This window comes from Paenibacillus sp. MABNR03, assembly GCF_050455445.1.
Classification (GTDB): Bacteria; Bacillota; Bacilli; order Paenibacillales; family Paenibacillaceae; genus Paenibacillus; species Paenibacillus xylanilyticus.
Genome location: NZ_JBCIYR010000003.1, coordinates 190134 through 202045, shown reverse-complemented (window position 1 = coordinate 202045; position 11912 = coordinate 190134). Strand labels below are relative to the sequence as shown.

Genomic DNA, 11912 nt, shown 5'->3' with positions numbered 1-11912 from the left:
TCGCATCAACTTGCCGCGGGGATATCACTCATGCTCAACATATTCCTCCGAAAAAAAGAAAAAGGAGCCATCTCCATGGCTCCCCTGTTCAATCGTATATATCTTGTTATGGCAGCAGGAACTTGCCCCGTTCCTGCTGCCATTTTTCTGCTTTCTGTGCAATCCGTACAATGACCACGAGCCTGGAAAGAAGCTCGATGCATGGGCACAATGCGCAAGCTTTATCTTTACTTGGCAGATGGCTGATAGCAATGAAGCCTTAAATATCAGCAGTAGGCACTCGTTTACAGAGTCGCACGATAGCGCAGTCCGTCTACGAGCAGAGCAACCATCTGCCGAGCCTGCATGGGGTTGTCTTTATGTCCCGCAGCAGATAGACTTGCTACTGCTCTGAGCAAGTCATCCGGTTCAACATCCGCACGTACCTCACCAGCAGCGGCAGCAGTTTCAAGCAAGGTTCGAAGTGCAGGATTCAGCCGCTTATCAAAGTAAGCCGGCAGGGTCTCAAATGCCGGGTTGCCCGAATGCAGCGCCGCCGCAAGTCCACGCTTGGCTGCGATGAAGTCCACGTATCGCTGCATCCATCGCGCCAGTGCCTCACCGGGTTCGTACTGCGTTGACAGCTCAGCCGCCGCATCTGCACAGGCATCGACTTCCTGCCGGAATACGGCCTCGATCAGATCCGAGCGCTGTGGAAAATGACGATATACGGTGCCAACTCCGACACCGGCTTTCTCTGCAATCTCCCGCACTGGAGCGTCCACTCCCGAGGCCGCGAACACGGTCATCGCGGACTGGAGTAAAGCATTAATGTTACGCTGTGCGTCGGCGCGCACAGGTCGATCTGTGTGGTCACGAGTTTTCAAGCCATCACTGGGGTTTTCCGTCTTGTCATTCATCCATTAGTTCCCCCCATCCATTTATCCTCAAATTACACTCACGGAATTCATCCCTTACCAATTATCCGAATTATACTATTAACACCAATAAGGCTCAACCATATCTTCCGATTATAAACCTTTGTGAGACGGATTGATTTTTAACATGTTTACAAGAATCAGAGAAAAGAGTCCTCGTCCTATATGAACGAGGATTCCCAATCAATCTAACACCCTATTCAATCAATGCCTAAATCAGTTCCTGCTTCCGCTTCAAATATACAAACAACACCACGCCCGACGCCGCACAGATCACTGCGCATAAGCCGATAAATCCATACCCCGCCTGCAGCCCGCGCAGCAGCCCCAGCTGAGTTGTCGCACCATATGCATTCTTGAACACTTCAATGACCCAGCCAATGGCATAGTTGCCGATGACGCTGCCAATCCCCATCAGAGTAACGGCAAACGTAATGGCCGTGTCACTGCCATTTGGATACCTTTTCGCAATAAACGCCATCACCGTTGGATAGATCATTGCAATACCCGCACCCGACACGGCAAACAGGAAAGCCAGCCCCTCACCACCTGCGATTGCCGCGAACGTACATACACCAGAGAACGCCGAAAACACAATCAATGAAAGTACGAAACCGATCCGGTCCGTAAGTGGACCGAGCAGCAGACGTCCCAGCGAGAAGCTGAGGAAGAATGCAGACAGCATCCCCGATGCCTTAACCGTGTCCCATGTATAAGCTTTCTCCAGGAAGTTTACAAGCCAGCCGCCCACGGCCAGTTCAGATACCACGCCAAAAGAAAGTATCAGCACCATCATCCAGATGGCCGGATCACGTGTCAGCATCTTCAGGGAAACCCGGTCTTCATGGGGAAGATCATCCCCCGGAAACGTGCTGCGCAGCGCCGCAATGATCGGCAGCAGGCAGAGGGACAACATGACCAGATACATGCCGCGCCAGTCCAGTTCATGCCCAAACACCGTCAGTGACATGACGCCCGTTGCCAGCAGCGGAGCTACCGTGGAACTCAGACCATAGAAGAAATGCGACAGATTCATCATCATGCCTGTATTTTTCACAAAAATCCGTGCTCCCAGAATCGCTAGCGCGATCTCCAACATGCCGTTGCCGATGTACATGAAGAAGTACGATGAAGCAAAGAGTGGATATGTATGGGATAAATAGATGAACACACCTGAGAGAATCATCGAGGCAAAAGAGATAACGCTAACCGCCTTGATGCCCCATTTGCGGACAAGGATAGCGGTGAACGAACAGGCGATCAGGTACCCCAATGCGTTCAGGGACAACAACGTCCCGAGCTGCTTCTCGTCCAGATTGAAGTCGAATTGAATGCGCGGAATCGCCGGCCCTTTAATGTTTTCCGATATGCCAAACACGATAAAACCAATAAAGATCGTCGCCAGCTGCATGGCATACATCTTATTGAACTTTTTCTTACTTGCTTGCTGATCCAAAATAAGTACCTCCAATGATTTCAGAAAGGAATATTACACTTTACTACTACGATTGCAGTACGATCTTCCGAGTGCTCTTACGTGTAAATGGACTAGCTTTACTTCTGTCTTTACCACTTTTTCTCGATTAACTGGATACGGTAGGTCAAGCTCTCCAACGTGACAGCAACCAAGCCGGTAACATATTCGCGCCGTGTGTCATTCTGAATGATGAGCTTCGGCATGTGCTCCTGTGGTATGGTTTTCAGGCAGCCCTGCATCAGATCATTTTGCATACCAGAGTCCATCGTATCCCCTGTAATGACGATTGCTGCCGGGTTAATAATGACAATGATGGATACCAGCGTTTTGACTACAAGCTGATGCAGTCCCTCTGGAGTTTGAAGCAGCCGAAGCTGTTCTTCCGATGACACACCAAAAGGCAGGTAAGACACTTCACCGCTAAAATGTGTATTCCCTTTCAAAGGGTGGCCGTCAATGATGAAACCCGCCCCGGGAAAATGATTTTTCGGAAAAGTGACCACCGCAAAGTTCTTCTCTTCCTCAAAATGCTGCTCGTTGTACAATCCGTACACCGTCAAATTCATGTCGTTATCAATGATGACTTCAACATCATCGAATCGCTCCTTGAGCTTCGGTCCCAGCGGCTGACCTGCCAGTCCCGGCACATCGCAAATGCCAATAACTCCGTTGTGTGCCACACCCGGTATCCCGATCCCAATCGCCTGAACATTGTTGTACTGCTCAATCAAGGCTGCAACCAAACCCTCCACAGTCGCTACGGTAATCTCATCCAAAATGAGCGTCTGTTCATCCTTCATCTCGCCATTGAGATTGGCCTGAAGATGCGTGATCGAGTGAACGCCGCCCTCTGTTCGGATAATCAGACAAAGCACGCTGGCATAGTCCGCATTGAATTGATATCGACTTGCAGGTCTTCCCCCGCTTGATTCATCCGGTCCCAGATCAATGATCTCTCCCGTTTGGAGCAGCTCGTTCAGGATCGTGCCACAGGTAGCAACACTGAGTTTCGTCAGGTTCGCAATGGAAGACTTCGTTCCCACGCCCGTTGATCTAAGCGTGTTCTTCACCAGCTCCACATTAATTCGCTTCACCTGTTGTGTGTTGTGTGATGTAGGTAGCATTTTGAGATGTACGCCTCCTTTCGTTGGTTTAGAACAATTCGCTAAATGTTTTTAAAAGTATTTTAATAATTGAAGTTTAGGGGGATTCCTAGGGAAAGTCAATGCTAAATTGGAAGCAGGGGACAATATATTGCTACAAGGGTTATTGCATCATATTATATTGTTAGATTGTCGAAGGAGATTATGGATTATGAGAAAAAAGCGGCTACTTATTGTAAGCATTGTCATCTTGGTTGGCTTATTATTGCTCAGTGAATTAGTCATATGGTCCTCAGGGAGAATTGGATTGATTAATACAACGAGTAGGATTATATCAAATGCACCTGATATAGAAATACAAGGCAAGAGATTATCTTACCAAGGAACAGTGAGTTTTGAAGATAATCAACATCTTGAGAAATATGCATCAAGTGATGATGGTGAAGTTCTGTACAAAGCAACGGGTACACCAGTACAGCCACCATGGATTTATGTTGAAAAAGATGGAAACACTTTTTTTCGATACAAAATTCCGCAGATTCCTTGGCGTATGTGACTTTTCAAACCAACTGCCAAAACTAACTTACACTTAAAATTCTTCTTCTCCCTGTTGACAAACCCTTCAAATAGGAATAACCTAATACCGAATCACTCATTCACTATTAAGGAGTCGTTCTCAATGGTGCAAGCCAAGAAAGACGAAGTCAGGAAAGAAATTGAATACGCAGCGCTGAAGGTGTTCTATGAAAAGGGCTTTGTGGATGCCAAGATGAGCGACATCGCGAATGAAATCAATATTTCCGTAGGCAATATCTATACGTATTTTAAAAACAAAAAGGATCTGTTCTACGCGGTTGTGCCGCCCGATCTGGTGGATTACCTGAAAAAAGTGCTGGTCGAGACGATCCATTTTGATAACCAGAACTTGTTTGAGACGGAAACGGATAGCGAAAGGAAATCAGCGCTGTTACAGGAACAGGTCGACGTATTACGTAAATACCGGAACCAGATCATCATCATTTTCGAAAAGAACAAAGGAACGATCTACACCAACGCCAAAAACGAGCTCGTCGAGATCATGATTGAAACCAAGAAGGCCTATCTCAAAAAGCAGTACAAACATTACGAGATTGGAATGGAAGAAAACCTGGTCTTGCTCGATATCCTTGCTCACAATGTGATCGATATGAACCTCGATTTATTGAAACGGGACATGAGTGAGGACAGCCGCAAGCAGATATTCGAAGCATTGTATGTATACCGATTGTACGGCATGAAGAGTTTGAGCGAATAATGGTTGTATGCATAGCCGGCACAGCGTGCAGATCAGGTCAAAACAAACTTGGTCCGCACGCAAAAAAAGTCTAAGATACGAATCCTATTTTTTTGACCCAAAAATGAATTGATTATTCATTATTAACGTTTGTTACATACCAAAGGAGGAAAAACGATATGAAAACAGGTTACGCATTAGTAAACGGCCACATCATTAATGGAGACCAGCAACGAAATATGGAGAAAAACATGACCCTTCTGGTCAATGAACAAGGACAGATTCAGGCTATTGGAAAATCGAGCGAACTGACCATCCCGAACCACTATGAGGTCATTGATCTCTCGGGCAAATACGTGATGCCAGGACTGATCAACGCCCACGTTCATCTCTTTGCGGATGGTAAGCCATTCAGTCTCTCTGTCAGCGAAGGCATGCTGCAGTTCGCATATGATCGGATCCTGAACACGAAATTTGGCAAAAACGTTTTGAAAAAACGAATGAAACGCAATGCGCTGACCGCACTCCACGCGGGCGTAACCACGATGCGCAGTGTCGGCGAATTCTTCTATACCGATGTCAAGTTGCGGGATGAGATTAATAACGGTGAATTCGTTGGTCCCAATCTGCTTGTCTCTGGATTTTTCCTAAGCGTAACGGGAGGACATGGCGCTCCTTTTTTAGCTCTGGTCGGAGACTCCCCTTGGGAAGCACGCAAAAATGTACGCATCAATGTGAAGAACGGCGTGGATCTCATCAAAATCTGCGTGACTGGCGGTGTAACAGATGCGAAAATGGTCGGCGAAGCTGGCCGTTTGCAGATGACGGTGGAGGAAGTTGCAGCGATCTGCGATGAAGCCCATAAGATCGGATTGCGCGTGGCAGCTCACGTGGAAAGTACGGAAGGTGTCAGAGTCGCGTTAAAAGGCGGCGTCGATACGATTGAGCACGGCTCCGAGATGGACGACGAGATTATCAGCCTGTTCAAAAACAATCCAAGTGCCCTGAATGGCTATACTGCACTTATTCCTACCTTTCTAGCTGCTTATCCCTCTGCTTTACTCGATACCAGCGTAACGAAGGTGAGCGCAACCGTGAAAGAAAACTCCAGACTCGTGTATACATCCATGTTAAAAGGTGCGAAGCAGGCCATCGAGAACGACATTACCATCGGTCTTGGTACCGATGCCGCCATGTCGTACGTGACTCACTATGACATGTGGAGAGAGATGGACTACTACATCAAACAGACCAGCCTTAACAACAAGCAGCTGATTGATATGGTGACCCGAACCAACGCGAAGATCTTGGGCATCGAGGACGTTACAGGTACGGTCGATATCGGAAAACAGGCAGATCTGATCGTGCTGGACCAGAGTCCATTGGAAAACATTGAAGCACTATCCGATGTACGCATGGTCATGGTCAAAGGAAATCTAATTCAAACACCATCTGTGACGAGCATACAAGAAGTAGACGATGTTCTAAACTCGGTTTGGTGAATTCAGGAGTGAAATCATGTTAGGAATATTAGTCAATTGCTTTTCCATTATATTCGGAAGTACCATTGGAGCTATTTCCAAAAAATTTGTGAATGACGGATATAAGGCCATCCTGTATCAGATCATCGGGATAAGTGCAGTCATCATCGGCATCAGTACAACCATGGACAGCATCTCCACCAGCCAGTATCAGGTCATGTTTGTTATCTTTCTTACGGTAGGCGGGATTATCGGTCAACTGATTAATTTCGATCAGATGCTGTCCAAGATCATGACCCGCTTCTCATCCAACGGCCTGAATGAAGGATTAACCGTCGCGATCTCTTTGTTATGCTTAGGGTCGATACCGATTCTGGGACCGCTGCAAAGTGCGCTGCAGGGAGATAACACGTTCTTGCAAATCAACACCATTTTCTCGGGCATTACGGCATTGATTCTGGCTTCCTCCTTTGGCTTTGGCATTATGTATTCAGCGTTCATTCTATTTGTCATTGAAGCCCTGGTCTTCTTCTCGGCTGATTTCATATCCGTATACATGACCGCAAATATCATTAACGAAATTACCCTGATTGGCGGTATTCTCGCGCTCTGCACCGGGTTGAACGTCCTGAAGATTACGGAGATTAAAGTTTTGAATTTACTTCCGGCCCTATTTATCCCCCTATTTGTGTTATAGAGTAAGAAGGAAAACAAGTGTTGATCAACGATCTGAAGTAAACAATTATACTTGTAAAATTTGGTAGACAGAAGCAGCTAAGAGGCTTATCCTATTTGGATAAGTCTTTTACTGTATATAGGAGGAGATCTGAATAAAACTACTAAAGATTTTTTTATTGTATGTAGCTTGTTTAATTGTGACTTACATATTCATTGCCATAGGTACTGTTGGTCTGTATTTGGGTTCCGCCCTGATACTCACCCTGCTTGTTTATATTTTGATTTTACTTTTAAAAATACAGAAAAAATGAAGGAGTACCACGAAAGTGGTACTCCTTCATTTTAATTTGGCATTCTTTACACGTACATCGCGAGCAGCAATTTGTAAATCATCGCCGCTGCTTCCGCACGGGTCGTCATATTCCCCGCACGAACCGTATTGTCCGTATATCCGCTCACAATATTGGCTTGAACTGCTGTATTCATAGCATCCTGCGCCCAAACCGGAGTTTGTGCAGCATCGGTGAAGCTTGGTTTGACAGCCTCTCCATTCGTTCCTGCTTGCACATCGCTCAACTTCAGCGCCTTCGCCATCATCACGGCCATCTCGGCACGGGTAATGGTGCGATCCGGCTTGAATGTATGGTCCCCGTAACCGGTCACGATTCCGGCTTGCACAGCTGCTGCAATCTCGGACTTCGCCCAGGCGGGTACAGTTTCCTCATCGGCAAACGAAGTATTGGACGCTTCCGTTTTAAGTGCCAACGCTTTGCTGAGCAATGTAACAAACTCTGCTCTTGTAATCTCCTTGGACGGTTGGAATGTTCCATCGGCATAACCTTGGATGACATTCATGCCAATCAGACGATCCGCATAATCGGATGCCCAGTGTCCATTCAGATCCATCAGGTTCGCTGGTGTGTAGCTGGACACAACAAAGGTACCCAGGTGATTCACATTCGCCGTTATGGTTCCTGCAGCATTCGTCTCCCCGCCGACAAATACCCAGCTCTGACGGGCTTCATTGTAATAGTAGATGGCCGGCTTAGTTCCACTTGTCAGATCTGCCGGATCATAATTCAGGCTCAACTCAGCCGGATTGTTCAGTGTCCGTCCACCTGTGCGGCTAATTTGTACCGCTTGGCCCAGTATCTTCAGCGAAGCTGCATTTTGCAGTTTGTCCTGAGTAACCACGGACAACTGCAAGGTAGCTTTTACCCCAATGGCTCCAGCCGGTACGCTGAATTCCACCACGTTTGTAATACCCGTTTGTACAGGCTGATTCGCTTCCACCTCTACCTCTACCTTCACTTCAGTGGATGAGTCCGATCCTGTTTCTGGAGTGGTTGGTGTTGTTGGAACGGTAGGGGTTGTCGGTACGCTTGGCGTACTTCCGCCTGTATTTCCACCGGAGCTGCCCCCATTGCCGCCACCTGATCCACCACCGCCATTGCTCGAACTGGCTTGTACCGTAATGGTACGTGTAACCTCCTCTGCTGCATTGCCAGCGATATCTTTTACGTTATAACGAAGGGTATAGATTCCCGCCGCTTGTGTATTCACTGTGCCATCGATCTGCACGGAACCACTGATGCCTACATTGTCGGATGCCTGTGCTCCAGGTTCGTTGTAGTTGTCTCCCACATTCAGTGTCATCTGGCTGCTGCCTTGCAGCGTAATGACAGGAATTTCACGGTCTATCTTTACAACCACGGGTAGAGTGTACTCCCCGCTCAGGTCGTCCGTAGCTCGGAATAACAGGCTGTGTTCTCCAGGCTCGGTTACCTCCAAAGGCGTATTCTCTGTATAGGGTTCATACGTCTGGCCTCCATCACGGGACAGCTCAATGGTCGCCGAAGTGGCCGGTGCATATACCGCGCTGGTTACACTAACATTTACGGACTGATTCGTCCAGGTATCCGTATGATACGGCTGGCCGTCCGTGGTGGTCATATTGCTTTTCAGCACCAGAACCTGATTATTGCTGCCCTCTACGATGACGGTGAACATTTTCGTTTGAATTTCGCTGCCGCGTTGTACCGTTGCCGTCAGTTCCAATCGTTCATTGTTATCCGGCTGTGCCAGCAGTTTGCCTTGATTATTGATCAGTTCCGGTTTGGAGCTGGACCAGCTGATCGTCGCACCATGTTTCCCTTCAACAGGAAGGGTGAGGTCGGAAGTGACCGCGTTCAGGTCCCCCAGATCAATCGCTTGGAGCGTATCGGTTACCGCCTGTACATCACTGTAAGGTGTCGCACTCACGAAGATCGGATTGGAGTAGAACCATAGATCCCGGTAGTTGCTGTCATTAATTTCGTTGAAACGCGTTTCTGCGTCAGCTGTCGTGTTCTTCGGATCAAGCTGTGGTTCACCATTCACCGTCTCGCCCGGAACATTCATACCGAGGTTCGTCCCGCGCAGGCGGAAATACTGATCTTGATCCGTCGCTTTGATCTTGTACGTGATGACATTGTAGCCTTCGGCATCTGTCGTCCAATCATCAGATGTGAAGGTAGCCAGCACTCTGGTGGAGTCGTTGGTATCCTTGTTATAGGCGGCTGTTCCCTTCTCGGCCTTGCCTGTCACATCCCCTGCGATCAGGTCGACGTGATCTACCACGGGCACCTGTCCAGCAGAAGTACCGCTGTTGATTGGTGTTTCATAGTTATTGCCCGCTGGGCTCTTGAACCGGATTTTCAGCTCCACTTCGTCGCCTTGCGTCACATTGAGATCTCCACCCATTTCAGCCTGAGCACCCGCTCCGGTTGCAGTGAAATCCAGTGCGTTAATCAGATCGCCGAACACGGAAAATGATTTTCCGGAACGAAGGCCATCCAGCACCGCCTGCATTCCGCTGCCCTCAACCCAGGAGTAGGTCTTGGCATATTCGCCCGGGAAGTAACCACTGGAATTCGTGCCAATCGTCTTGAAATGGTAATCCGAGTTACCATAGTTCCAGAAGTGGCGTCCTTCTCCCAGCAGTGCGTCCCACAGTCCGCCCACTTTGGCAACCATGTAGTCCACACCGCCGTATGTACGGTACTTGTATCCATCATCTGCAGTCGGATTAGACACGTTGTAGCTTGTGTTATATCCCCCGCGATCCGGTTCCATCTGGTTACCCAGCATGCCTTCAATACCAAATACCACTTGTGGGGCCAGATCGTTGAACTCGCGGAAGTCCGCAATCGTATATTTGTTTTTGCCACGCGAAGGATGGTTGATCATCGCATAACTCGTCGTGGGATAGTTGGTTTTCAGCCATTCAATGGCAGTGAGCGCATCCTGATGCGTCGTGTAGGCACGTCCGCCAGTCTCATTCCAGGCTGCGACGTCCGCTGGATCAAACAGATTCGCATCACGATTGGTAAAACGATATTCAAATTCTTTTGCAGCTTCCAATGCTTCGGTTGAGTTCGGTTCATCTGTGAGAATCCCCACCCCAACGTGTTCATGTGTCGGCATGTCCCATTCAAAGCCGGAGAAGATCGTCTTGCCTGCATATTTGCCTTGCTCCTGAAGCGCCTTGATCTGTGGTACCTGATATTCATTCATCCCCAAGGACATCGGAATGGGCCCGCCCTGAATTTCGTTTCCGTTGTGATCCCGCTTGGATAAGCGCAAATGATCCGTGAGCGCGATCCAGTCCAGCCCATATTGCGTTAGGCCCGCATCGAGGACGGTCTCCAGCGAATTCTGTGCGTCATCCGACTCAAAAGTATGTACATGCAAATCCCCCGTTTGCCATGAACCCCTTGCCGTGCTGTTGATCGGCGAGTTATCTCCCGGATCTGCATAGGTAACAGCCGCAGGAAAAGCTCCCATGACCATCCCTGTAGCCAGCGGTATCAGCGTAAGCATAGCTAGCATTTTCTTTCCTTTTTTGTTGAACAACCTGATCCCTCCACCCGTTCTGTGTTGTTGTGCCGGGAGTAAATATAAGAGACTTTGAGAGCAGGGTCAACGCGTTGAAAGCGCCTATAGAAAATTTTACATATCCCTACATTTCTTCATATTCCGTTGATCGTTTCTCTTCCTTTCTCTACCAGGGTCATGCTCTACATTGCTCAGTTAACGGGGTGAAAAATCTAGGTTGAAGCACCCGTTAGTGGGTGATGCAAAATTCAGAGATTGTTCACCATTCAGGAAAGTTCCACCACTGCTGTGGATGGCAGGAAAAGAATACAGCGAAATAGATGTGTTGAAGGGGAGAAATTGAAGGAGTTTGTAAACATATCAGGCTAGCCTTGACCGGGTCATGAAAAAGAGCACCCCCGAATTCATTAGCGCTCTGCGCCTAGACTCCGCGGGTACAATGAGCTCGGTCGTCATTTTGACCTTGCCTTTACATGTTTACTTTTGTGAAGCGATAGTGAACGGAATGTGAAATCAAGAATAATCAATGATATAGAAAAGTAATCCCACCACAGAACCTATCATTATCCTTCTAACCCGTTAAACTGCCGAAGCATACTGGTGAAACGCTCCAGCTCCTTATCATCCCATCTGGATATACGGTCATAAAAAACAGACTCCTTTTCCTTCAGTGCACTCACCGTCGATTGCTGACCGAGCTCCGTCAGAGACAGCAAAACGCCGCGCCGATCATTGGGATCCGGCTCCTTGCTCACATATCCCGACTTTTCAAGTTGTTTAATTAAACGGCTTACCGAGCTGCGGTCCATCGCAGTTGCTTCTGCCAAAGCTGCGGCGCTTGTAGGGCCATAAGAGTACAGCCACCGTACCAGATGAAAAGCAGCAGGCTGCAGGGTCGCATCAAAACGCTCGGCAGATCGGACATTGAGCGCATGCGAAGCACTAATCAGGGCATGAATCTGCTCACCAAGTCCCAGCTCCAGCGTTTCTCTGTCTTGGGTTCGAAATGAATTTTCGGTCATTATTGTCGTTCCCCTCTCCTCAATACATCAAAGCAGGCTTCCGGATATATAGTTGACAAATATCAATTAATCTATATAGTTGATT

General features: G+C 48.0%; 9 protein-coding genes. 4 read left to right on the top strand and 5 right to left on the bottom strand.

Annotated elements, in window-relative coordinates:
* Nucleotides 1–284 precede the first annotated feature (284 nt).
* From AAIH57_RS16155 to AAIH57_RS16145, 3 genes are all read right to left on the bottom strand, one after another.
* The gene (locus tag AAIH57_RS16155; RefSeq protein WP_430022367.1) at nucleotides 285–899 is read right to left on the bottom strand and encodes a TetR/AcrR family transcriptional regulator; all 615 of its coding nucleotides are present in this window, start codon (nucleotides 897–899) and stop codon (nucleotides 285–287) included.
* Between the two features lie 229 nt (nucleotides 900–1128).
* Nucleotides 1129–2337 carry an MFS transporter gene (locus AAIH57_RS16150; RefSeq protein ID WP_430022707.1) on the bottom strand — a complete coding sequence of 403 codons (1209 nt, stop codon included), beginning with the start codon at nucleotides 2335–2337 and terminating at the stop codon, nucleotides 1129–1131.
* A gap of 146 nt (nucleotides 2338–2483) precedes the next feature.
* Nucleotides 2484–3518: an ROK family protein gene (locus AAIH57_RS16145; RefSeq protein WP_430022366.1), complete on the bottom strand. Its 1035-nt coding sequence runs from the start codon at nucleotides 3516–3518 to the stop codon at nucleotides 2484–2486.
* Nucleotides 3519–3708: 190 nt separating this feature from the next.
* Between AAIH57_RS16145 and AAIH57_RS16140 the strand changes: the two genes are divergently transcribed.
* From AAIH57_RS16140 to AAIH57_RS16125, 4 genes are all read left to right on the top strand, one after another.
* A complete protein-coding gene (locus AAIH57_RS16140) occupies nucleotides 3709–4053 on the top strand; it encodes a hypothetical protein (protein WP_175397307.1) in 345 nt (114 codons plus the stop codon).
* 123 nt (nucleotides 4054–4176) lie between these two features.
* A complete protein-coding gene (locus AAIH57_RS16135) occupies nucleotides 4177–4791 on the top strand; it encodes a TetR/AcrR family transcriptional regulator (RefSeq protein ID WP_430022365.1) in 615 nt (204 codons plus the stop codon).
* Between the two features lie 158 nt (nucleotides 4792–4949).
* Nucleotides 4950–6272 carry an amidohydrolase family protein gene (locus tag AAIH57_RS16130; protein WP_430022364.1) on the top strand — a complete coding sequence of 441 codons (1323 nt, stop codon included), beginning with the start codon at nucleotides 4950–4952 and terminating at the stop codon, nucleotides 6270–6272.
* A gap of 16 nt (nucleotides 6273–6288) precedes the next feature.
* Entirely contained in the window at nucleotides 6289–6948 is a 660-nt protein-coding gene (locus tag AAIH57_RS16125) for a DUF554 domain-containing protein (RefSeq protein ID WP_430022363.1), read from the top strand.
* Between the two features lie 338 nt (nucleotides 6949–7286).
* On the opposite strand, the gene AAIH57_RS16120 is transcribed toward AAIH57_RS16125, so the two are convergent.
* Nucleotides 7287–10823 (bottom strand): S-layer homology domain-containing protein, encoded by a 3537-nt coding sequence (locus AAIH57_RS16120; RefSeq protein ID WP_430022362.1) that lies wholly within the window; start codon nucleotides 10821–10823, stop codon nucleotides 7287–7289.
* Between the two features lie 545 nt (nucleotides 10824–11368).
* Complete coding sequence (locus AAIH57_RS16115) at nucleotides 11369–11827, bottom strand: MarR family winged helix-turn-helix transcriptional regulator (protein WP_430022361.1); 459 nt, start codon at nucleotides 11825–11827, stop codon at nucleotides 11369–11371.
* Between the last annotated feature and the right edge of the window lie 85 nt (nucleotides 11828–11912).

Excerpts from the sequence above, each read along its gene's own strand:
- AAIH57_RS16155 (WP_430022367.1), bottom strand. The coding sequence starts at position 899 with ATGAATGACAAGACGGAAAACCCCAGTGATGGCTTGAAAACTCGTGAC.
- AAIH57_RS16150 (WP_430022707.1), bottom strand. The coding sequence starts at position 2,337 with ATGTATGCCATGCAGCTGGCGACGATCTTTATTGGTTTTATCGTGTTT.
- AAIH57_RS16145 (WP_430022366.1), bottom strand. The coding sequence starts at position 3,518 with ATGCTACCTACATCACACAACACACAACAGGTGAAGCGAATTAATGTG.
- AAIH57_RS16140 (WP_175397307.1), top strand. The coding sequence starts at position 3,709 with ATGAGAAAAAAGCGGCTACTTATTGTAAGCATTGTCATCTTGGTTGGC.
- AAIH57_RS16135 (WP_430022365.1), top strand. The coding sequence starts at position 4,177 with ATGGTGCAAGCCAAGAAAGACGAAGTCAGGAAAGAAATTGAATACGCA.
- AAIH57_RS16130 (WP_430022364.1), top strand. The coding sequence starts at position 4,950 with ATGAAAACAGGTTACGCATTAGTAAACGGCCACATCATTAATGGAGAC.
- AAIH57_RS16125 (WP_430022363.1), top strand. The coding sequence starts at position 6,289 with ATGTTAGGAATATTAGTCAATTGCTTTTCCATTATATTCGGAAGTACC.
- AAIH57_RS16115 (WP_430022361.1), bottom strand. The coding sequence starts at position 11,827 with ATGACCGAAAATTCATTTCGAACCCAAGACAGAGAAACGCTGGAGCTG.